Source organism: Sporosarcina sp. FA9, assembly GCF_051550205.1.
Lineage (GTDB): Bacteria > Bacillota > Bacilli > Bacillales_A > Planococcaceae > Sporosarcina.
The window spans coordinates 2,106,264-2,128,609 of sequence record NZ_CP188819.1; the positions used below are offsets into that span (position 1 = coordinate 2,106,264).

Consider the following 22,346-nt stretch of genomic DNA (forward strand, 5'->3'; position numbering starts at 1 on the left):
ACTGTTCTATATTACTGTATAAAACACCCGACATCAAATTTATTCAATAAAACAGGGAAAATACTTTAACAAACAGCAAATCTTTTTGTTTGAGGAATTCGAAAAACCAATCAGAAGCATATGTCTGATTGGTTATATATTCATTGGATTGCACTTTATTTTCTACATATGCTAAATGTTATTCGTTTATAGTTAATTTATGAATAATTTCGGATGCAGCTCTTGCAATGACCGCAACGGTTCGATTCAGTTCATCTTCCGCATTTCCAACGCCACCCAGCTCTATTAAAACAAGATTAGGGGCAAGATCTTGATTGTATTTCCCATCAACGCCTGCTCCATGCTTCATTACTAGACTTCTTGTTATACCGGGTACTAAAAGTTCCATTTCATTTTTCAATAAAACTGCATTCGCACGATTAACTTCAAAATTTGGATGCTCCATTCCAATAACAAACGCTACCTTGGCATACTTTTCATCGTTATGAACGATCGTAGTTTTTTCTGGCCCAATCGAATCTCTATGCAAATCAATAATAAGATCATATTTTTTTTGTTGTAATTGATTCTCAATATAAGGTCTTATCGTTTTATAAGCATTTGCATGTGGTACTGCTGTAGGTAAAATATCTGTTTCAATACCGTTAACACCAAGTTGGTTCTTAAGTTTTTCTCCAAACTTCATTATGTTTTCAGATTTATGTGAAACTGCGATTTTTCCTTCTTTTGCTTTGATAATTGATTGATATGCTTCGTGTGAATGAGTGAAATACAACAATACTCTACCTTTATCTATTTCTGGTTTTTGCGCCAAATCTAAATCTGGTACATTCTCTACCTCGGGTTCGACCTCTTCAATTATGTTCGCAGCATAAACAATTTGAATTTGCTCTTTTACTAATTTCGGTGAATTAGTCGGTTCAGCGTGAGGAAGATAGGTGATAATAACTGGAAATAAAAAGAGAAAAAGGACTAAAGAGCCCCATATTTGCAATGTCTTTTTCATTAGTCATCCCTCCGTTCTCCGATTATATGCATCGAAGAACGGTTCAATGAATTTTTTTAAAAAACGTTTTATTCTATATTTTATGTTCGCTACTTTTCATTTCACTCAACCATTCAGATAATGTACTAGCAAGATTGTCGGCATATAACGTAACCCAAGAGTCGATTTCCTTTGGTGAAATAAAGGTATTTAACTCTTGTGTCGTTAATACTTCTTCAAAAAGTTGTATTCGATCCTCATGTGGCCAAGAAGCCCAATCCCCAAAAATAGGTTTCAGTTTTGATCGATCCGCATCCTTATCTTCTGAACGGAGCCAAGGGGTCACAGCAAGACGCGATGATGGATTATCAGATTCACTTATCTTTGATGCTATATAACCAAACATTGTGTTGATGGCGTCAGCGATTAATACCGGACCATCCACAACAGTTGGAATGCCGATTGCAAAAACAGGTATTCCAACTGTTTTCATGGAAACTTCTTTACGACTATTACCCACACCAGACCCTGGATGAATACCAGTATTCGTCAATTGTATTGTTTTGCATAATCTTGAAGAATCCCTTGCAGCAAGTGCGTCAATTACAATGAGTAAGTCCGGTTTTATTTCAGATACCATCGCTTTAACAAAATCCGCTGTTTCAAGTCCTGTCTGAATTGTTACTCCAGGTGCGTACACAAAAACTTCACTGTCCCCTTCGGAATAGTAATCGGGTACGATATTACGTAAAATATCCGTTGTTAATGGTCCGACAGCATCAGGTGTAATATCACGATTTCCAAGACCTATGAATAACACTTTCCTTTTCGTCACATTCGGAACTGTAGTTAACATTTCATTTAATTTTTTAATTAAGACGCTCGTCATTTCATTAATTCCGTCGTTATCATCTGGAGTTAATGTAGGGAGACTAATCGTAATGTAATTCCCTTTTGACTTACCAATCTTTTTTTCCCCTTCTTCATTTACTGTTACTTCTGTAAGTCTGATACGCCCAATTCTGGATTCTTCAAATTTTATCCCTTCTTCTGTTTTTAATGTATCTTTTTCTGAGTCTGTTCGATGACGAACCATTTCTTCACTTTCATCTACTAAGTCCGTCCTGTAAAAATTATACCGCTCCATGCTATCACCTCAATACAAGTTTGTCCGTTGTAGAAGAATATATTCTTTAGAATTGTGTATTTACAACAATGTTCTTTTCATAAACGTAACTAATTTGTGGCAAAGCTAAGATCTGTCGTATACATACACAAACTTCCACTTTTATTTCTTGCTATTGAGTTGTTTATTTGTTAAAATAAATCTTGTTATGAAAAGATGTACTCTGCTTTACCTGATATTGGAGGTGAATGAAATGCCAAACATTAAATCGGCGATTAAACGTGTTAAACAAAGCCAAGCAAAAAACGTTCAAAATTCTCATGCAAAAGCATCAATGCGTACTGCTGTACGTAAAGCTGACTTAGCAATTGAAAATAAAGACGAAAACGCTACAGTTCTTCTTAGAGCAGCAATTAAAGAAACTGATTCTGCTGCACGTAAAGGTCTTATCCACAAAAATACTGCATCACGTCAAAAAGCTCGTCTTACAAAAAAAGCACTTTAATATTATGAATTCTAAAAAACCGTCCGGAACTCCGGACGGTTTTTTTAGTTTCTAATTCCTTGCATAAAGAATAACTCTAATACTCGTTCTCTCTTCCCACTTGTTGATTTTAATTTATAATCAATCGTTGCAAGATTATTAAGGATAATAAGAAGCCTTGCTTCATTTGGCATTTTTTTATTATCCATCATTAATTTCACTCTAAAAGGATGTACCTTTAACGTTTTAGCAATTTGTTGTTGTTGATATCCTTTTCTGCGTAGCGACTGAACATGTATCATCAGACGGATTTGACTTGAAATTAAAGATGTAAGCATGATTGGTTCTTCACCATTTCTAAGAAGATCATGGTAAATCGACACACTATCAGCTACCTTGCCTGTTATGTATGAATCCGTAAGCCTAAAGACATCCATTTCAGGCGTCCGAGCAACATGCATTTCGATTACTTCTTTCGTTATTTCCCCTTCACCCGCCAAATATGTCGCCATCTTCTCAATTTCTGTAGCTAATGATAACAGACTATCTCCAGCCACATCTACGAGCAGCATAGCGATTTCAGATGAGATTTTAGAATCGTTCTGTTTGGCTTCATGCTGGATCCATGTAGTAAGATCCCTACCTTGAAGTCGTTTTGCTTCAATTACAGTAGTTTGCTTCTGCATAAGCTTTGTTATCCGTTTTCTTGCATCCAATTTTTCATAAGGAGCCAAAAATACAACTGTTGCAGTTGGCGATGGATTTCCTAGCCATGATTCAAAAACTTCTAAATTATGTACGACTTTCTCTCGCCCTTTGTCTTGTGCAGTTAAAAATGAAGCATTGCGTGCAATAATTAACTTACGGTCTTCAAGAAATGGCAATGTATCCGCCTCTTCCAAAACAATTTCAATAGGCGTTTCCTCAAGGTCAAAATAAACGATAGAAGTTTCATCGAGAATTGGAATTGCCTTCTTTAAGCGTTCAATTGTCGTATCAAATATATGCTCTTCAATACCTGATAATAAATAAACAGGTTCGATTACTCCTGCCGAAATATTTTTCCATGTTGCATTCGCCACTTTTCCCACCTCGTCTTTTAATACATATCAAGTATACAATATGAAAATGAAACTGTTTGAACAAATTGTGACATTTATTTTGAAAATTATATAATTAGAGGATTGCAATGGATTTTTTTCAGAATATCACTTATACTAAAATGGAATCAGGAGGTGTAGCAATGAATGATTTCGAACATGATGTACAGTCAAAACGCAATGATTTAATCGATTCGGGAGTAGGTTTTCTTGTATCTTTCGGATTTTTCTCAGCAATATTTATTATTGCTACAATTATCGACGTCGTTGGAAGCTAACATCAATTAATAAAGCAGACATGCCTTTCCAACTGGGAATTGCATGTCTGTTTTTTTATTTCTGCATAACAGTAACTGAGTAATCCCCTTTTACAACATCAATTGTAATCGTACCATTTTCAGCTGTCGACATTGTTTGATATCCTAAATCGATAAATCTTTCCAACACATCTTCGTGTGGATGGCGATACATATTGTTTCTACCTGCAGAAAAAATCGTGAATTCAGGTCGAAGTGTATTTATGAAAGGCTCTGTACTTGAAGTTCTACTACCATGATGCCCACCTTTTAATAGTATACGACCAAAATCCAAATTTCCATATTTCTTTATAAATTTTCGTTCCCCTTCTTTTTCTAAATCTCCAGTAAATAAAAACGAAAGTCCTGGGGCTCTCATTAGCAGTACTAGTGAACTGTCATTACCTACATAGTCTTCATCTTGTGGACTCATATAATTGAAGGGTATCTGCCCTTCTGTCCAACGAATTCCATCCTTCATCGAAAGGATTGGTACTTTTTTTATCTTTGCAACGCGCAGTAAATCAACCATTTCTTTTTCTTCTTCACTTCCAGGTGTAATATGAATTTCGTTGACGGTAATTTCCTCAAGAATCTCATCCGCTCCCCCCATATGATCCAAATGTGCATGGGAGATGATTAGTTTATCGATTTTTTTAATACCGCGGCCTTTCAAATAGGGCACAACAACCTTTCTACCAACCTCAAAACTTTTCTCTGGTGTTTTCCAGTTGTTTTCTCCGATCGAAACAGTTCCACCGGTATCGATTAAGTACACAGCTTTTCTATAAGGAAGTTCTACAACAGCACTATCTCCTTGCCCCACATCCAGAAATGTCACCTTTAAAGTTCCATCCAAATAAGGCATGAAGTGTATGATTAATGCTGGCAAAAGGACAAAGATAAGAAAATTGTGTGTTTTTACTCCTTCTTCACACTTCACAAAAAAGTAAAGTACACCTGCAACAATACATACCATCTCAATTGTACTTAATTTTCCAGGTGTCCAAAGTTGATAAGGTAAAGAGGACAACCATGTTGATAAGAATGCGATACATTCACGAAAAGGGACATATATCAAAAATAAGAAAGTGGATAAGGATGCACTAAGCCAGGTCACAACGAGCAAAATAATATTGATTGGTAAAATCACAAGTGAATATAGCGGTACATAAAACAGATTGACAAAAAATGAGGATAAAGAAATCTCATAAAAATGAAACAGTAATATCGGATAAAGCGATAGTTGGCTTATGGACGTGACAAGAAATGAGATGCCAATAGCCGTTTTTGCCCTAGCTAGAATTTTTGAAGATAAAACAAGGGAAAAAGCTGCAAGATAGGATAATTGGAATCCCGGTTGAAACAATACAAACGGTTGAATTGAAATGAAAACAATCGCACTTATTGCAAGTGCGTTATCCAAACGAATTTTCAGGCCAAAGAAAGACCCTAGCAAGACGAACGTCGTTACCGACACGGCACGCCATACAGAAGGTGCCCCACCCGCCAAGACCGCGTATAGTGGCAGCATGACGATTAACAACAGATCAACAGTACCTTTACGGAAGCTCAGCCTCAACAGCAATTCCCGAAACATAAATGCTAGTAAACCGACATGAAGTCCTGATATCGCAAAAAGATGAGTAATACCCAAGCGTTTGTATATGGTAGCTTCAGTTTCATCCATTCCACTGCGGTCACCTATTAATAGGGCTTCCGCTTCTGTTATTAGTTGTTTTGGAAAAGTTGAGTTGATGTGCATTTTCACTCTTTGTCTTTGGTGTGAAAGTCGTGAATAAACACTATTTTTGGGAACTGCATTTAGCAGCACTTCTGATTCGAATATACCTGAGGATCCATACATTCTCATATAATTTTCCATGTTAAATGCGTAGATGTGAGAAGGAATGTCCGCTTCCCGAAAAACACCTGATAAAGTTAACATTACGGATGGTAAGTGAAGTTCACTAAAGGAGTTCTTCTCTTCTTCGTCAGTAAACTTATATACGGCATAAATAATTTGTCCAGCGGATGTTTTTGCAAGCCCTTTAACTTTACCACCGTCAATCTTTGCATTATCAAACCAATTCATTGTGATTATTGCAGGCCCTAGTTCGGCAGCATTAGGATGTGAAATTGTAAAATAAGTGAAGGATAGAATTGCGGCTATAAACGTGAGGATAGGTGTGAGGTAATCTCCTTTTCTACTAAAGAAGATGGGGATTAATAAAATATTGACAAGTAATAAATAGGCCGAGCCGTATACGGAGAAAGCCGATACAGCTACGGTTATTGCCATATAAATAAAACGTATGCGTGAAACCATCATCCAAATAGGTCATCCACCCTTTTCTTTAAAGGGTCCAATTCTTTAGCATCAACACCGAGCTGTTGTATCGTTTCAAATAAATCATTAACGAGTTTTAATTGTTCTCCATTTGAAAAATCAATTTTTTTCTCATTAAAGGGAATATGTTGAACAGAAATACCTGATTGCTCAAAGAGTTTCATTGCATATTCATTGTTTTTATAATCCGTTGCATAAATCACACGCACAATGCCAGCTTGTATAATTGCTTTTGAGCATTGCAGACATGGAAAATGAGTAACATACAACGTCGATCCTGAGGCAGGCGTTCCATATTTTGAACACTGCAATAATGAATTCATTTCAGCATGAATTGTGCGCACACAGTGATTGTCTACAACATAACATCCATGATCAATGCAATGATCTCCACCCGAAATAGACCCATTATATCCGCCGGCAATAATTCGATTGTCTCGAACAATTGTCGCTCCAACAGAAAGTCTCGTGCATGTACTCCTGAGTGCTAAAAGATGGCATTGTGCCATGAAAAACTGATCCCAAGTAATTCGCTCCATATAGATTGCCTCCATAATAAATTTCTTAAAAAAGTACTTGTCCGTTTAATTTACTTTAATTAAATGTTCAAGCTTTTCAAATGTCTTTTGCCCTATTCCAGAAATGTTCATAAGATCCGTTGTATCCTTAAAAAGACCATGCTCGTTACGATAGGCAATAATGGCTGCAGCTTTCGCAGGTCCAATACCAGGAATCGTCATGAGCTGTGTTTCATCTGAAGTATTAATATTTATTGTGTGATCACTTGCCTGTCCAATCGGACCGGTCACTAAACTTTGCTCTACTTCAGAAACTTCTTCGCCTTCTAAAGGGACATAAATAACAAATTCATCCATTAACTTCATTGCATGGTTTAAATTTCTTGAATCTGCATTCGGCAAATAACCACCCGCTGCAGTAATTGCAGTGATTAGGCGGTCGCCGTCTTGCATTGTATAAACGCCAGGGTATCGAACAGCTCCCTTCACATCTATTATGATTTGAATGGGTTGTTGTTCTACCTGTGCCGGTACTTCTGGGAGTGTTTCTATTAAATCAGGGAATGGGTTTTGATTGCTCATAACAATGCTTGCACTGTTAGTCTGCTCACGGGGAAAGAGCAGAAAAGCGATTATTGCAACGATTGCTGCAATGGGGATAATAAACTTACGCCAATTACGGGTTACAAATGAAACATTCAGCACGGTCACCCTTTCAAGTAGGGGCATCCATATGGAGTCTCTTTAACTATATATGAATGGAATCTAATTTAAAAGGTCTATTTCCGTATTTGAAAGAATATTCTTTCACTCTCTTCGTGTGGCGGCTCATCTTCCCAATCTGCAAAAATTCTTTCTACTGAAAAACCCGCTTCTGTAATTATTGAAACATACTCTTGCAACGAAAACGTACGTTGATAATGGATTTCGTCGAAACGTTTATATAAACCCAATTCCGTTCGAATGAAAAAAGCTAATTCTGAATAAACAGAGTGTGGCTCATCTCCTAGTTCCGTTTCCCATATGTATGCAATGCTATTATTATCGAACGTAAATGGACCTTCCATGAAGATTTCATCCATTTTAAAAGTTGAATGCACATCAAAAATCACAACACCACCAACTTTTAGAGTGTTGTAAACATTTTTGAATGTAGTCATAACTTCTTCATGTTTAATTACGTAATTCAAAGAATCAATCGCAATGACAGCTACATCAAATAATTCCAATTGAATTGGTTGTTGCATCGGTTGTTCGATAAACGTAATCGGAACAGACAGCGCAAATGCACGCTGTTCTGCCACCGTTAACATGTCCGACGAAATATCAATACCTGTTACGTCTGCACCCATTTTTGCAAGCTTCACTGAAAGTATTCCAGTTCCACAACCAATGTCTAGAATTTTCTTTCCTTCTAGACCACCAGCCGCAATTGCGATAAGTTCAGCATACGTATCATATGGAATTTCAGTCATTAGTTCATCATAAACGGAGGCAAACTCCGAATATGCATTACTCATTCGCTTCTGCCATATTCAGTAGTGGCGCATCTCCCCAGTGCTTCTCGAGATTATAATAACCGCGCTCATCTTTATGGAAAACATGAACAACAACGTCTCCAATATCTACAAGAATCCAACGACCTGAGTCAAAACCTTCTAATCTTTTTACATCAAAACCAGCTTTAGATGCTTGGTCTGCAACTTCTCTTGCAATGGATTGGACTTGTCTTTCCGAATTTGCATGACAAATAACAAATTGGTCTGCAATAATCGAAACACCCTCCATATTTAGTACTACGATATCTTCTGCTTTTTTATCATCTGCTGCGTTATATGCTAACGTAAGTAATGAAGTTGTCATTCCGTCACTCTTCCCTTCTCTTTATCGTGCTCGATTAATGTTGATTTACACTTGCGTATTTCCGACCTCACTGATTGAAGTGAGATGTTCATTGTAACAGTCGATTGAATCCGGGAATACCGGAACTTTTTTTGAAACAAGAAACAGCACAGACTGATATATGCAAGCTTCCATTGCTTTTTCAAGGCTTTCTTCAGCAATTTCCCGTAATTCCTTCACATGCGGAAAATCTCGCCCGGGTTCTATCATATCAGAAACATAAATTAATTTTTCAAGTTTAGACATACCCGCCCGGCCAGTAGTATGGTAACGGATTGCATTCAGCATGTCTATATTCGTAACATTAAATTCATCTCTTGCAATAATTGCGCCGACTGGACCATGCCATAATTCATGATGGAATTTCAGCAAACGTCGATCTTCAATTTCTCGGGTAAGAATCGATAACAAAACGTCTTTATCCATAAACTTAGCAATATCATGAAAGAGAGCTGCTTGAACAGCATGATCAACTTGGATATTGTGTATTACCGCAAGCTTCTCCGCAGTTTCCATCACTCGAATTACATGTTCATATCGTTTCAGGGGCATACGTTTTGAGATTTCACTTTTCAGTTCAATCAGATTCATAAAGTCCCTCCTGCCTTATATAAACTTCTACAGACTTTGGCATTAGAAACTGAACCGTTTTTCCTTCCGTGAATCGCTGACGAATCATGGAAGAGGATAAATAGACTTGCGGGGTATCCAAAAGCTCCACGGGGTACTCTGACAAGCCTTTATAACCTGGACGATTTACTCCAACAAATTGCACGAGTTTTACAAGATCATCAATGCGATACCAAGTAGGAAGTGCATCAATCATATCCCCACCTATAATAAAAAAGAATTGTGCCATCGGATCTTGTTCGGTTAACACCTTCATCGAATCATACGTATAGGAGACTCCACCCCGCTCCAACTCAAACGGGCTGACCTTCAGTCCATCTATACCATCAATAGCTAGTTCAACCATTCGCAATCGCTGAACAGTCGTTACGTCATCCGTCGATGCTTTGTGCGGAGGTGTGGCAGTTGGCATTAATCTAACCTCATCAAGTCCAAGTGCATGCCTCACTTCATTTGCGATTATGAGGTGACCTATATGCGGTGGGTTAAATGTGCCTCCCAATATCCCAATCTTTTTCACTAGGAAATCCTCCTTACGGCAACTCGATTCTTTTCTTTTCTACGGACTCTTTATATAATACAATACTATTTCCTATAACCTGTACAAGTTCGATTCCTTCTTGTTCTGTAAACTTTTCCGCGATTTCATGTTTATCCTCATCACAGTTTTGTAAAATACTTACTTTAATTAATTCTCTTGCCTCAAGTGCCTCTTCAACTTGTACAATAATAGCCGTCGTTAAACCATTTTTTCCGATTTGAAACAGCGGTTGCAACTGATTTGCCTTGCTTCTTAAAAATCTTTTTTGTTTACCTGTTAACATAAGAACCTCCAAGATTAATTGTAATTTTTTTGATCATTTTTTCAGTGTTTGGTTGTATACCATGCCACTTTGCAAAAGCAAATGCTCCTTGATGAACGAACATTCCTATTCCATTCATTGTTAAAGCATTTCGTTCAAGTGATTTCGTAAGTAGTTCTGTTTCAAGTGGATTATAAATAATATCCGCAACGATTGATCCAACGGCTATATTCTCAGGGTTTAATGGTACACCTTGTTGTGCGAAATTCATACCGACAGATGTCGTTTGAACAATTAATCCATATTCTTTTAAAGAGGATTCTGCAGATGTAATCGACATTGCAGTAGAATCATCTAGTTCACTGGATAGTTCCAGAGCTTTCTCAATTGTACGATTCGTAAATGTGATTGGTCCATAATTAGACTCTTGAAGTGCGAAACCAATTCCCCGTGCTGCGCCGCCTGCACCAATAATTAACACCTTTTTATTTTCTAATTGGCCCGGGAATGCCTCCTCCAATGAACGGACAAATCCAATTCCATCCGTATTGGATCCACGTAGTGTTCCGTCTGAAAGGACTTCAACTGTATTTACAGCGTTCATCATCTTTGCAGTGGGATCTATATGATCCAAAAAAGGAATAATGGCAGTTTTGTGTGGCACAGTTACATTCCACCCACTACATCCCAGAAGCTTTAGGCTTATGACGGCTTCCTCAAGACCTGATTTCGTGACATGAATTGGAATATAGGTTGCGTCAATTTCATTTTCGATAAACCAGCTATTATGCATTTCAGGAGACATCGACTGCTCGATTGGGTCACCTATTACTGCAAACCATTTTTTCATTACTATCCCCTCCTCTTAAATAAGTGAAGGTCGAAGAACGACATCGACGCCTCTTGGGGCATGAACTGCAACAACGACATTCGGATGCTGAATCGTAATCCACCCAAGTCCCGATATAATAATATCTACTTTTCCTTTTTTTATTGAAAACTCATGACGAACAAATGGAGGCATCTTCTCGATTGATTCCCCAGATGGTGGCGATAGCATACCACCTAGATGATTTTCATAAAGAGCTTCGGCATTTGAAAGTTTTGTACGGTGAATTTGCAAATCATTGGAAACATAGACCATAAAGGAAGAACGGTCCCCAGCAATAAAGTCAAAACGTGCAAGACCTCCTATAAATAAGGTTTGTTCCGCATTCAATTGAAACACTTTTTGCTTTATTTCTTTTTTCGGTGTGATCGCTTTTAAATCGACGATATCTAAATGATGGGCAATTTGATGATCGTTAATAATCCCTGGTGTATCATATATAGCTTTCCCATCATCAAGTGGAATTTCAACAAGATCCAAAGTGGTTCCCGGGAAGTGTGAAGTCGTAATTACTTCACCAATACCAGTCGCACCTTTAATAATACGATTAATAAATGTTGATTTCCCAACGTTCGTGCAGCCAACGACATAAACGTCTTTACCTTTACGGATTTTATCAATCGCAGTTAAAGCCTCTTCCATTCCAGTTCCCTTATGAGCAGAAACTAAAAGAACATCTACCGGCTTTAAACCTTGTTTGGCAGCTTCCGCCTTCATCCAATTGATTAACCGATTTGGGTTAACTGATTTTGGCAATAAATCCGATTTATTACCAATTAATAAAATATCTTTTTTGCCAACAAAACGGTGAAGTCCTGATATCCAACTGCCGTTAAAATCAAATATATCAACTAGTTTGACGACCATTCCATCTTTCATGCCTATTCCATTTAAAATGTTTAAGAAGTCGTCACCAGTAAGCGAAACGGGTTGAAGTTCATTATAATTTCGCAACCTAAAACAACGTCTACATATTAATTCTTCGTTATTTAAAGAGGCCGCAGGTGCATATCCTTCTTTTTTTGGATCTTCGGATTGAATTTCCACTCCGCACCCAATACATTTTATTTCTTCCACATTTATTTCTTCCACATTTATTCCTCCCAAGTTATCAATCCACGACGTTTTAAATTCGACATGATTCGTCTTTCAAGTCTTCTGTTAAATTTTGTAATTGCTGCATCTGAGCTTGCGACCGGAACTACAAGAATCGTATGAAGACCTCTTCGGTTGCCACCAAGTATATCGGTCAAAAGTTGGTCCCCGATTACAACAACTTCATCATTCTTAATGTTCATCGTTTTCAAAGCTCTAGTAAATGCATGATTCAACGGTTTCCGAGCTTTTGCAATAAAAGGAATGCCTAAAGGTTCCGAAAAAGCCTTCACCCGCAAATCATTATTGTTCGAAACAATGGTTACAAGTATATTTGCATCTTGCATTCCTTTTAACCAGTTGATAATTTCTGGCGTAGCTAAAGGCTGATCCCACGCAACAAGAGTGTTGTCTAAATCAGTAATAATACCCTTAATTCCATTTTCCAATAACTTCTCAGGAGTTATATGAAAAATGTCTTTTACAAACTCATCTGGTAAAAATTTTTTAAGCACAAAACTCACTCCGATTTCCAACTAGATTCTAAAAATGATTATAACATATTCATTCAACAGTATTGCCTTCTACTGCATCGAAAATAAGGACATCCATTATCGCCTGTCCGACTCAATATTCGGTGATACGGCAGGACACGACCGCATATGCTGTCATACAACGACACAGGAGGTGGCCCGATGAGCGGGTTTGTATTATCCATTGTTCAGCTGTGGCTTGAAGTGCCTGCGGTGATCGGTTACATTCGAGGGCAAGCTTTTAAGCGTCCTCTTTCTAAAGAAGAGGAAGCGGACTGTCTAAACCGATTAGCCGCCGGAGATGAAGACGCGAAGGATGAACTGATTGAACGGAACATGCGACTCGTTGCACATATTGTAAAAAAATTTCATCCAAAACACGAACTTCTTGATGATTATATTTCGATAGGTACCATTGGACTTATGAAAGCTGTGAATAGTTTTACACCAGATCGAAAAACGAAACTAGCAACGTATGCAGCCCGATGTATCGAGAATGAGATTCTAATGTATTTAAGAACACAGAAGAAAGTCCAAAAAGATGTTTCATTGTTTGACCCTATTGGTGGAGATAAAGACGGTCAATCACTCCAGATATCCGATTTACTTCGTACAGATGAGGAATCCCCTATTACAACAATAGAACAAAATGAGAGAAAAGAAAGGCTTTATCGACATCTTGGAAAATTGGATGGTAGAGAACTTGAAATTATTCAGCGTCGTTACGGTTTGCTTGATGATCAACCGATGACCCAAAAAGCAATTGCTGAACAACTCAATATCTCTCGAAGTTATGTTTCCAGAATTGAGAAGCGCGCAATTGTTAAACTTTATCAATTGTTTAAACATGAATACAGCGAATGATCCGTATGGCAGCCTATTGATGATTGTAAAAAAGAAAAGGCGTTATCGCTTGGGATAAAACCCAAAAGCGTTAACGCCTCTTTGGATAATTTTAGTCAGCACTTACCTCGCGAGCAATAATTACTGCAATTATAGCAGTTCCAATAAAAGTACCAGCCATTAAAAAAAACATAAGAACTTCCCTCCCAAATAGAAACTAAAATTTATATAAACCTTTTACTTATCTTATCATGAAATTGTCAAAGTTTCGAGATGACACGCAAAACTATATCAGTTGAATGTCTAGCTGCGATGGGTAAAAACTCTTCGAAGCTGATAGAAGATTCCTTACCAGCAATATCCGAAAGTGCCCGAATCACTACGAAAGGTATACCAAACTGGTAACATACTTGTGCAACAGCTGCGGCTTCCATTTCTGCCGCAATCATTGATGGAAATAATGCCCTTACTTTTTCGACGTGCACAGGATCGTTCATAAAAGAGTCTCCTGAGGCGATTAACCCTGTTGAATGGGAATGCTTACCGATTTCATTAACAGCCGTTATAGCCAACTCTACCAGCTCAGGGTCCGCTTTGTAGGCTGCAGGTAGGCCAGGTACTTGTCCATGTTCGTAATTGAAGATAGTTACGTCCACATCATGATGACGAACTTCACTTGAGATGACAACTGTACCTACCTCAAGAGTTTCAAGAAATCCGCCAGCCGATCCTGTATTTAGGACAATCTCTGGTTTGAAGATTTGTAACAGAAGTGTTGTTGCGACTGCTGCATTTACTTTACCGATACCGCTTTTCACTAGAATGACTTCATGTTTGCCAATCATTCCGTTAATAAATTCGCAGTTTGCTACTTTCGTAATCTGTGGTGACGAAATCTCACCCCTAAGATATTCAACTTCTTCTTCCATTGCACCTATTACCGCTATCTTCATTTAAATTCCTCCATATATCATTGAACCGTTTATGGTTTTCTTAGTAATCAAAGTCAAGTGTTGTTAAAACATCTTTCTTCACGGGTTTCCAACCTTCGTTATTTACCCATTCGATATATACACGATATTTACTGGAATCACTCTTTGATTCGATAATACCAATTGATTTTTGCGGGTTACCACCATTTTTAACTTTCCAAAAGATTAATTCGTCTTCGGATTGTCCAATTGCATACGCAATGGCTTTCTTCTTTTCATGCCAATCAACGGATTCTCCATCATAACTGGAAACATGTTCGCCCGATTGTTCTGTAGCAATTGGTTGCCAAGTCGAATCTACAATTGTTTCTGAAACTATTTCTTTGTCTGATGTAGGCCCTGATTCAACAACAGTGTCCTTAGTAGTATCATCAATTTCATCTTCATTAGCATCCGAATCTTTATTGTCTTCGGCTTTATCTAACTCTATTTTATTCGTTTTTCCGCCCTTGTCTTCAGTTGCTTTGTCGGAGTCGGCCGTGTCTTCACTTGTCGGCTCTTCCTCTTCAAGATTTGCCTTAGAATCATCGTCTTCGGCTGTATCTTTTTCAGCCTCAATTACTTTGTCCCCATCTGTTGCCTTTTCATCGCCATTCCCATTGAATATAACTACTGAAATAACTACGATTAAAAGGACGACCACACCAATTAAGATATTCAATAACCTATTCATTCGATTACGACTTTTTTTACGACCATATCGTGAAAAATCAGGTTCTCTATTCTTCATAATTTCTCAACTCCCGATTCAATTTTGTCAGCTAACCAACATCTATGTAGACGGGCAAATACAAATTTTGTTGCATTTTTTAAAAAATAGCCACCTTCAAATGAAGGCGGCTACCTAAGGAATCAGTTAATTTCTAATATCGTAACTAACATTTCTCCACCTGGTGTGTTAATTTTTACTTCATCGCCTTTTGAACGGCCTATAAGTCCACGTGCAATTGGAGAATCGTTTGAAATTAAACCTTCTACTGGATTCGCTTCTGCAGAACCGACAATTGTGTATTTTTCCACATCACCATCTGGAAGTTCTTTGAAAGTAACAGTCGTACCTAGAGAAACAACATCGGTATTTAACTCGTCTTCAGTAATGATTGTTGCATGTCGCAGCATACCTTCAAGAGTTGAAATTCTACCTTCCAAAAATGCTTGATCTTCTTTGGCAGAATCATATTCCGAGTTCTCCGAAAGATCACCATAACTTCTAGCGATTTTAATACGTTCTACAACTTCTTTTCGCTTAACAATCTTTAAATGTTCAAGCTCTTCTTCGATTTTTAGTTTTCCCGCAGCGGTCATCGGAAACTTTTTTTCAGTAATCATACCTATCACTCCTTATAATTCAATCATAAAAATACTATGCCGCAGTGAACCTTTGTATGCGACATAGTGTTAAGCTCTTACTGATTTATGTCATCATCATAGTATAGTTCCGTTCCATTTTCAAGAATTGTTTTTATTTTCGTAACCATTAGGTCGATTGCAACTTCATTATGACCGCCTTCTGGAATAATAATATCAGCATACCTTTTTGTTGGTTCGATGAATTGATTGTGCATTGGACGAACTACGGACAAATATTGTTCAACCACCGATTCGATTGAACGGCCTCTATCATTAATGTCTCGCAAAATACGGCGTATTATTCTTAAATCTGCATCTGTATCAACGAATAATTTAATATCCATTAAATTTCGAAGTTTCTCATCTTCAAGGACAAGAATACCTTCCAATATTATAACATCCTTCGGTTCAATTAAAACGCTTTGTTCCGAACGAGTATGGAGCGTGTAATCATATATTGGTTTTTCAACAGATTGACGATTTAATAACTTCCTTAGATGACTGATGAGTAACTTATTGTCAAAAGCCAGTGGATGATCATAATTTGTTAAAAGACGCTCTTCAAAATCAAGATGAGATTGATCTTTATAGTAAAAGTCTTGTTCAATAACAACGACCGAATGTTGTTTAAATACTTCATAAATCGAATTCGTTACACTTGTTTTTCCAGAACCAGAGCCACCAGCGATTCCAATTATGAGCGGTTTACTTAATTTCATCGTTAACTCCCCCACAAATACATTCTAACTTAAAGAATTTCTTGTTTTTTTGTTGCTATTAACAGCCCATCGCCGATGGGTAATAAAACGGAGTCGTACTCAGGATGACTCATAACCCAGCGAGTAAACTCCTTTAATTTACGAATCATTGTCCGACTTCGTTTTGGTACGTCAGTATCTTCCCGCAAAACCATACCATGCATGAAGATGTTATCGCAATAAATAACTCCATTCGAATTTAGAAATGGAGTGTATTTTTCAAAAAAACGTTGATATTGTCCCTTTGCTGCATCAATAAAAAGTGCATCAAATGTTTCGTTATATACTTTGTCCAGTTCTATTTCCAAAGCATCCGCTTCTATAATTTGAATCCGTTTCGTTAGTCCACATTGCAAAATATTTTCAACAGCCTTCGTGTAGCGTTCGGCATCTCTTTCAATCGTCAGTATCTTTGTTTCTTTTAAAGCAGTTGCAATTCGTATAGCGGAATAACCAATCGCACTGCCGATTTCGAGAACGTTCTTTGGTTTTTGAATTCTAAGTAAGCCGATTAATGATTCTATGCCGACACTTTCCATAATCGGAACTCTGTTTTCTTCTGCGTATTCTTCCATATGTGTAATGAAAGGTTCTTTTTCATTTAAATGCGCTTTTATATATGCATCATATCTATCTATGATATTCAACTCCCGCTCATTTGGGTAACCGTTCAGTCAAGGTAATTAGCGATGTTTTGTAAATGCTCTTGATAATCAATCGCGTAATGTGGTTGACCATCTTTTCCAGCGATAAAGAATAAATATCTTGTTACCTCGGGATCTAAAACAGCCTCAATTGAAACCTTTCCAGCATTAGCAATTGGACCAGGTGGTAATCCTTTATAAACGTATGTATTATAAGGATCATCTAGTTCGAGATCTGAAAAAAGAGTTGTCGTTAAGTGCCTTTGATGTGCATAAGCGACTGTCGGATCCGTTTGGAGTGGCATTTCAGGTTCAAGGTTCATTCGATTGAAAAACACACTTGCGATTACTTCACGATCCGACTGAGCCGTTGCCTCTTTTTCAACTAATGAAGCAAATGTTAATAACCAATGAACAGATTTCTCATGTTCTTGCAAATAAACTAAATGCGGAATTACATTCGCCGCCGTTGCTTCAAGCATTACCTGTACTATTGTGTTTATAGATGGTTTTTCTTCATAAAAAGGGTACGTTGCTGGGAATAAATAGCCTTCCAATGCAAATTTTATATCTTCATTTTTAATTTCTTCAGATAAAAGGCTTGGATATTTTGATATTAGATAATCAATATTTTTTTCATTCGTGACATACTCCATAAAGTCTTCTTCAGGAATACCCGTTCTTTTCTTAACGACCGAAGCAATTTCCTTTAAATTTAGACCTTCAGGTATGGTCATTGTAAATACCGGTTCTCTATAAACTTTACCAGATTTCAAACTTTGTATAAGTTCATCGGGCGTCATGGCTTTTGTTAGTTGATAAGTGCCTGCTTGAAATTTCGATTCGTTGTTAAACTTCGCATAATATTTAAACAAACGAGCATCTTTAATAATACCTTTTTCTTTAAGTTTCGCCGAAATCGAATCCAGTCCTGAACCAATTGGAATTTCAATTTCAATTACTACCTCAGATTCAGGATCAAGCGGTTGCAAACCTTCAGTTATGTATTTATATATCGCACGACCACCAATCAGCCCCGCAATTAAGAGAATTAATGCAATAGCAAATACGATTCTGCGAACTATTTTCACTTCTTTTTTCTTCTCGCGCATTCGATCGAACATAACATCTTTTTTTGAACTAGTATCCATAAACGATCTACCTCCTTGTTCTTATATTAGAATAGAAAAAAGGAAGGCAGCCTATAATTGCCACAAAACGTGGCAACGGCTGCATGACCTACATCCTATAGGCCAACCAAAAAAGACGGAACAGTCTGCACCATTCCGTCCGTGTGCATATTTCTTACTCTTCTTCGTCTTCTTCGTCTTCTTCAGCAAGGAAAGTATTCAGCATTTCCTCAATCATTTCCCACTCTTCATCGTCTTCAATCGGCATAAGTTCCCCATCTTTATTATCTTCAGATGGAACAAATGCAGATGCGTGAATTTCTACTTCCTCGTCTTCACCTTCATCCTCGCCCAAAACGTGGTAAAGTACATATGATTTTGCATATTCTTTAGATTCGAATGTAAAAATTACTTCACATACGTGTTCTTCGCCGTTCTCATCTACGATTGTCATTGTTTCTTGTCCGTGTTCCATTCCAATCACCTCATCTATTTTTTAAATCAAGATACCCTTGGAGTATCATGACTGCTGCTAATTTATCAATAACAGTCTTTCTTTTCTTACGACTTACATCGGCGTCGATTAAAGTACGTTCAGCAGCCATAGTTGTAAGCCTTTCATCCCATAGTGTAACAGGAAGGTTAAACTTTTTCTTAAGAAGTTCAGCATATTTTTCAGATGCTTCAGCCCTAGGACCGATTGAGTTGTTCATGTTCTTAGGATAACCTACCACAAATGCACTAACCGTATACTCAGAAATAAGTTCATGTATTCGTCGCATTCCAAATTGACCAGCGGCCTCATCAATCTTTATAGTCTCGATGCCTTGGGCTGTCCACCCAAGTGCATCACTGATTGCGATACCGACTGTTTTTGAACCGACATCCAAACCCATAGTTCTCACTTAATTTTACCTCCGTTTTCACGGACATAAAACTTCACAAGTTCTTCGAGAATTTCATCCCGTTCTAACTTACGAATTAGATTTCGGGCATCTTCATGACGGGGTATATATGCAGGGTCACCCGAAAGTAGATAGCCAACAATTTGATTGATAGGATTATACCCTTTTTCATCGAGTGCGTTGTGCACATGTAGCATTACCTGCTTTACTTCTTGCTCCATAGATTCCTCTGGAAAATTGAACTTCATCGTCTTGTCGTATGAATCCATAACCGACACCCCGCTTTCTGATTTCCCTATTCAGTTAAACGATTGTATAACAATTCCATTATACCCGATTAACAAAATCTTTTAAACAGATTTCACATAATCATACACGGATTGGAGCGCGTCATCAAGTTTCGACACATCTTTTGCCCCAGCCATCGCCATATCCGGACGTCCTCCACCTTTACCATCGCATTGCTGTGCTACATGATTGACGATCTTGCCAGCGTGATAGTTCCCAGCCTTTAAATCTTCTGTAACACCTGAAACAAGCATAACTTTACCATTCACTGCAGCTCCTAGCACAATTACACCAGATGTTAGCTTATTCTTCAATTCATCCATCATTTGACGAAGACCATTATTATCTTTCACATCAACCCGTGCAGAAATTACAAGTATATCATCTATTTGTCCTGCTGACGCTAAAATCTCATCCACTTGGCTATTACCTAGTTTTGCTGCAAGTGATTCGTTTTCTCGTTGAAGATCCTTCATCTCAGAAAGTACAGTCGAAATTTTCGTTACTAAATCTTTGGAATTAGATTTAAGCAGTGCAGCAGCATCATCTATCACTTTTTCATCTTCTTTAAATGCATAAAATGCAGCTTCACCCGTTAGTGCTTCAATACGACGAGTTCCCGCACCAATTCCGCTCTCAGATACAAGTTTGAACATGCCAATTTTAGATGTAGATTCAATATGACATCCACCACAAAGCTCTATTGAGTAAGAGCCAATCGACACGACTCGCACAACATCACCATATTTTTCGCCAAATAATGCCATAGCTCCAAGTTTTTTTGCTTCGCCAATCGGTTTTTCGACAATTTCCACAGCATAGTCAGACCATATCTTTTCATTTACAATTTGTTCAATTTGTTCTAGTTCCTCTTTTGTAACAGAGCCAAAATGAGAGAAATCAAATCTTAAACGGTCTGGCCCAACATATGATCCTGCTTGGTTAACATGATCTCCTAGAACTTCTTTAAGCGCCTTATGAAGAAGATGTGTTGCGGTATGATTTTTAACAGTTCGTTTTCGAGTGTCTTCATTAACAGCAGCATGAATCTTAGTGCCTTGAACCAATTCACCGGAACGAATGACTCCGACATGTAAATTTTGTCCATTGGGTGCTTTTTTAACATTTTTAACATCTGCGATAAATGCGTCACTTGAAATTGTGCCAATATCCGCTACTTGACCCCCACTTTCAGCGTAAAAGGGTGTACGGTCGAGTATGAATTGCACTTCATCCCCCTCTGATGCATTCGTTACTTCTTCTCCACTTTGCAACAACGCAACTACAGTTGCCTCACATTCAAGATTGGAATAACCGAGAAATTCGCTAGCATGATGAATTTCTCCTAAAACACCTGATTGCACATGCATTGAGTCTACATCTTGACGTGCTGAACGTGCACGCACTCTTTGACTTTCCATCTCTTTATTGAAACCATCTTTATCAACAGTAAAACCAACTTCTTCAGCAAATTCTTCCGTTAATTCAAATGGAAAACCATATGTGTCATAGAGTTTGAATGCATCGACACCAGGAACAATAGCCGAGCCCGATGATTTAGCATTTTCAATGACTTTAGTTAATAAACTCATTCCATCACTTAGCGTTTCATGGAATCGGACTTCTTCATTTTTAATAACCTTCATAATGAATTCTTGTTTTTCACTTACTTCAGGATAATAATCCTTCATTATTTCCCCTGTGACCGGGACAAGTTCATACATAAATGGTCTGTTAATACCCAGTTTCATAGCAAATCGGATTGCTCTACGGAGTAATCTTCTTAGTACATAACCACGGCCCTCATTTGACGGAAGTGCGCCATCTCCAATAGCAAAAGCAACTGTCCGAATATGATCCGAAATAACTTTGAATGCCATATCTTTTTCCGTATCTGTTCCATACTTATCATTAGAGATACTTTCAACTGCTTGAATGATCGGCATGAATAAGTCTGTATCATAGTTCGTTGGTACTTCCTGAATGACAGAAACCAATCGTTCAAGTCCTAGCCCAGTATCGATGTTCTTTTTTGGAAGAGGTGTATATGTATGGTCTGGATTATGGTTAAATTCAGAGAATACAAGGTTCCAAATCTCAAGGTACCGCTCATTTTCTCCGCCCGGATAAAGTTCTGGATCAGAAAAGTCATCCCCATAAGTTGGTCCTCTATCAAAGAAGATTTCAGAGTTGGGCCCACTTGGTCCTTCTCCTATATCCCAGAAGTTTCCTTCTAATCGTATAATTCGACTTTCCGGTATTTGAATCTTATCTCTCCAAATTCCGTATGCTTCCTCATCTTCAGGATGTACTGTAACCGAAAGGAGTTCTGGATCGAATCCAATCCAATTCACATCCGTTAGAAACTCCCACGCACGAATAATAGCTTCTTCTTTAAAATAATCTCCAATTGAAAAATTTCCAAGCATTTCAAAAAAAGTATGATGGCGTGCCGTTTTCCCAACGTTTTCAATATCATTTGTTCGAATTGATTTTTGAGCATTTACAATGCGCGGATTGTCCGGAATAATTCTTCCATCAAAATACTTTTTCAATGTTGCTACACCACTGTTAATCCAAAGAAGAGACGCATCGTCAATCGGAACAAGCGGTGCAGAAGGCTCTACACTGTGCCCATGTTCTTTAAAATAATCTAAGAATAATTGTCTAATTTCGGATGAAGTTCTTTTTTTCATACATAAAACCTCCTTAATATTTTAAAAAC

At 37.7% G+C, this 22,346-nt stretch carries 27 protein-coding genes; 3 read left to right on the forward strand and 24 right to left on the reverse strand.

Translation table 11 applies throughout. The features are described 5' to 3' along the window. Positions 1 to 178 precede the first annotated feature (178 nt). A complete protein-coding gene (gene spoIIP / locus ACP8HH_RS10525; protein WP_438311046.1) occupies positions 179 to 1,006 on the reverse strand; it encodes a stage II sporulation protein P in 828 nt (275 codons plus the stop codon). Between the two features lie 73 nt (positions 1,007 to 1,079). Then, positions 1,080 to 2,132, reverse strand: coding sequence for a GPR endopeptidase (gene gpr, locus ACP8HH_RS10530; protein WP_438311048.1), 1,053 nt, complete (start codon positions 2,130 to 2,132; stop codon positions 1,080 to 1,082). 232 nt (positions 2,133 to 2,364) lie between these two features. Between gpr and rpsT the strand changes: the two genes are divergently transcribed. Then, positions 2,365 to 2,616 carry a 30S ribosomal protein S20 gene (rpsT, locus tag ACP8HH_RS10535; RefSeq protein ID WP_438311050.1) on the forward strand — a complete coding sequence of 84 codons (252 nt, stop codon included), beginning with the start codon at positions 2,365 to 2,367 and terminating at the stop codon, positions 2,614 to 2,616. Positions 2,617 to 2,660: 44 nt separating this feature from the next. Here the strand turns inward: rpsT and holA are convergent, their stop codons facing one another. Beyond that, positions 2,661 to 3,677: a DNA polymerase III subunit delta gene (gene holA / locus ACP8HH_RS10540; protein WP_438311052.1), complete on the reverse strand. Its 1,017-nt coding sequence runs from the start codon at positions 3,675 to 3,677 to the stop codon at positions 2,661 to 2,663. A gap of 161 nt (positions 3,678 to 3,838) precedes the next feature. On the opposite strand from holA, the gene ACP8HH_RS10545 reads away from it, so the two are divergent. Next, on the forward strand, positions 3,839 to 3,973 hold the full coding sequence (locus tag ACP8HH_RS10545; RefSeq protein ID WP_381536015.1) for a YqzM family protein: 135 nt from the start codon (positions 3,839 to 3,841) through the stop codon (positions 3,971 to 3,973). 55 nt (positions 3,974 to 4,028) lie between these two features. Here the strand turns inward: ACP8HH_RS10545 and ACP8HH_RS10550 are convergent, their stop codons facing one another. The 11 genes from ACP8HH_RS10550 to ACP8HH_RS10600 are packed head-to-tail and all read right to left on the reverse strand — an operon-like array spanning position 4,029 to position 12,693. Then, positions 4,029 to 6,293, reverse strand: a complete 2,265-nt coding sequence (locus ACP8HH_RS10550; RefSeq protein ID WP_438311056.1) for a DNA internalization-related competence protein ComEC/Rec2 — start codon at positions 6,291 to 6,293, stop codon at positions 4,029 to 4,031. Positions 6,294 to 6,319: 26 nt separating this feature from the next. Beyond that, positions 6,320 to 6,880 (reverse strand): ComE operon protein 2, encoded by a 561-nt coding sequence (locus ACP8HH_RS10555; RefSeq protein ID WP_438311058.1) that lies wholly within the window; start codon positions 6,878 to 6,880, stop codon positions 6,320 to 6,322. A gap of 45 nt (positions 6,881 to 6,925) precedes the next feature. Further along, positions 6,926 to 7,588 carry a helix-hairpin-helix domain-containing protein gene (locus tag ACP8HH_RS10560; RefSeq protein WP_438311061.1) on the reverse strand — a complete coding sequence of 221 codons (663 nt, stop codon included), beginning with the start codon at positions 7,586 to 7,588 and terminating at the stop codon, positions 6,926 to 6,928. A gap of 50 nt (positions 7,589 to 7,638) precedes the next feature. Beyond that, positions 7,639 to 8,379, reverse strand: coding sequence for a class I SAM-dependent DNA methyltransferase (locus ACP8HH_RS10565; RefSeq protein WP_438311062.1), 741 nt, complete (start codon positions 8,377 to 8,379; stop codon positions 7,639 to 7,641). After that, positions 8,372 to 8,722, reverse strand: coding sequence for a ribosome silencing factor (gene rsfS / locus ACP8HH_RS10570; protein ID WP_438311064.1), 351 nt, complete (start codon positions 8,720 to 8,722; stop codon positions 8,372 to 8,374). Before rsfS ends, ACP8HH_RS10565 begins: the two co-directional genes overlap by 8 nt. Positions 8,723 to 8,767: 45 nt before the next feature. Beyond that, entirely contained in the window at positions 8,768 to 9,352 is a 585-nt protein-coding gene (gene yqeK, locus ACP8HH_RS10575) for a bis(5'-nucleosyl)-tetraphosphatase (symmetrical) YqeK (protein ID WP_438311066.1), read from the reverse strand. Continuing rightward, complete coding sequence (locus ACP8HH_RS10580; protein ID WP_438311069.1) at positions 9,339 to 9,911, reverse strand: nicotinate-nucleotide adenylyltransferase; 573 nt, start codon at positions 9,909 to 9,911, stop codon at positions 9,339 to 9,341. Before ACP8HH_RS10580 ends, yqeK begins: the two co-directional genes overlap by 14 nt. Before the next feature lie 13 nt (positions 9,912 to 9,924). Then, positions 9,925 to 10,215: a ribosome assembly RNA-binding protein YhbY gene (gene yhbY, locus ACP8HH_RS10585; RefSeq protein WP_438311070.1), complete on the reverse strand. Its 291-nt coding sequence runs from the start codon at positions 10,213 to 10,215 to the stop codon at positions 9,925 to 9,927. Further along, positions 10,202 to 11,044 carry a shikimate dehydrogenase gene (aroE, locus tag ACP8HH_RS10590; protein ID WP_438311072.1) on the reverse strand — a complete coding sequence of 281 codons (843 nt, stop codon included), beginning with the start codon at positions 11,042 to 11,044 and terminating at the stop codon, positions 10,202 to 10,204. Before aroE ends, yhbY begins: the two co-directional genes overlap by 14 nt. 15 nt (positions 11,045 to 11,059) lie before the next feature. Continuing rightward, entirely contained in the window at positions 11,060 to 12,175 is a 1,116-nt protein-coding gene (gene yqeH / locus ACP8HH_RS10595; protein WP_438311075.1) for a ribosome biogenesis GTPase YqeH, read from the reverse strand. A gap of 2 nt (positions 12,176 to 12,177) precedes the next feature. Further along, positions 12,178 to 12,693: a YqeG family HAD IIIA-type phosphatase gene (locus tag ACP8HH_RS10600; protein ID WP_438311076.1), complete on the reverse strand. Its 516-nt coding sequence runs from the start codon at positions 12,691 to 12,693 to the stop codon at positions 12,178 to 12,180. 180 nt (positions 12,694 to 12,873) lie between these two features. Between ACP8HH_RS10600 and sigK the strand changes: the two genes are divergently transcribed. After that, entirely contained in the window at positions 12,874 to 13,575 is a 702-nt protein-coding gene (gene sigK, locus ACP8HH_RS10605) for an RNA polymerase sporulation sigma factor SigK (RefSeq protein ID WP_438311078.1), read from the forward strand. 239 nt (positions 13,576 to 13,814) lie between these two features. Here sigK and mtnN read toward each other — a convergent pair whose 3' ends face one another. The 10 genes from mtnN to alaS all read right to left on the reverse strand — a co-directional run bounded on the left by mtnN (position 13,815) and on the right by alaS (position 22,317). Beyond that, complete coding sequence (gene mtnN, locus ACP8HH_RS10610) at positions 13,815 to 14,507, reverse strand: 5'-methylthioadenosine/S-adenosylhomocysteine nucleosidase (protein WP_438311079.1); 693 nt, start codon at positions 14,505 to 14,507, stop codon at positions 13,815 to 13,817. A 40-nt stretch (positions 14,508 to 14,547) separates the two neighbouring features. Further along, the gene (locus ACP8HH_RS10615) at positions 14,548 to 15,276 is read right to left on the reverse strand and encodes a YrrS family protein (protein WP_438311081.1); all 729 of its coding nucleotides are present in this window, start codon (positions 15,274 to 15,276) and stop codon (positions 14,548 to 14,550) included. Between the two features lie 122 nt (positions 15,277 to 15,398). Continuing rightward, positions 15,399 to 15,875, reverse strand: coding sequence for a transcription elongation factor GreA (greA, locus tag ACP8HH_RS10620; protein WP_438311082.1), 477 nt, complete (start codon positions 15,873 to 15,875; stop codon positions 15,399 to 15,401). 77 nt (positions 15,876 to 15,952) lie between these two features. Continuing rightward, entirely contained in the window at positions 15,953 to 16,615 is a 663-nt protein-coding gene (gene udk, locus ACP8HH_RS10625; RefSeq protein ID WP_438311085.1) for a uridine kinase, read from the reverse strand. A gap of 29 nt (positions 16,616 to 16,644) precedes the next feature. Then, a complete protein-coding gene (locus tag ACP8HH_RS10630) occupies positions 16,645 to 17,301 on the reverse strand; it encodes an O-methyltransferase (protein ID WP_438311086.1) in 657 nt (218 codons plus the stop codon). A 23-nt stretch (positions 17,302 to 17,324) separates the two neighbouring features. Beyond that, positions 17,325 to 18,449, reverse strand: coding sequence for an endolytic transglycosylase MltG (gene mltG / locus ACP8HH_RS10635; protein WP_438311088.1), 1,125 nt, complete (start codon positions 18,447 to 18,449; stop codon positions 17,325 to 17,327). A 154-nt stretch (positions 18,450 to 18,603) separates the two neighbouring features. Then, positions 18,604 to 18,903 carry a DUF1292 domain-containing protein gene (locus ACP8HH_RS10640; RefSeq protein WP_438311090.1) on the reverse strand — a complete coding sequence of 100 codons (300 nt, stop codon included), beginning with the start codon at positions 18,901 to 18,903 and terminating at the stop codon, positions 18,604 to 18,606. Between the two features lie 10 nt (positions 18,904 to 18,913). After that, positions 18,914 to 19,333, reverse strand: a complete 420-nt coding sequence (gene ruvX / locus ACP8HH_RS10645; RefSeq protein WP_438311092.1) for a Holliday junction resolvase RuvX — start codon at positions 19,331 to 19,333, stop codon at positions 18,914 to 18,916. Then, positions 19,330 to 19,602, reverse strand: coding sequence for an IreB family regulatory phosphoprotein (locus tag ACP8HH_RS10650; RefSeq protein ID WP_381535994.1), 273 nt, complete (start codon positions 19,600 to 19,602; stop codon positions 19,330 to 19,332). Before ACP8HH_RS10650 ends, ruvX begins: the two co-directional genes overlap by 4 nt. 81 nt (positions 19,603 to 19,683) lie before the next feature. Then, positions 19,684 to 22,317: an alanine--tRNA ligase gene (alaS, locus tag ACP8HH_RS10655; protein WP_438311094.1), complete on the reverse strand. Its 2,634-nt coding sequence runs from the start codon at positions 22,315 to 22,317 to the stop codon at positions 19,684 to 19,686. Positions 22,318 to 22,346 lie beyond the last annotated feature (29 nt).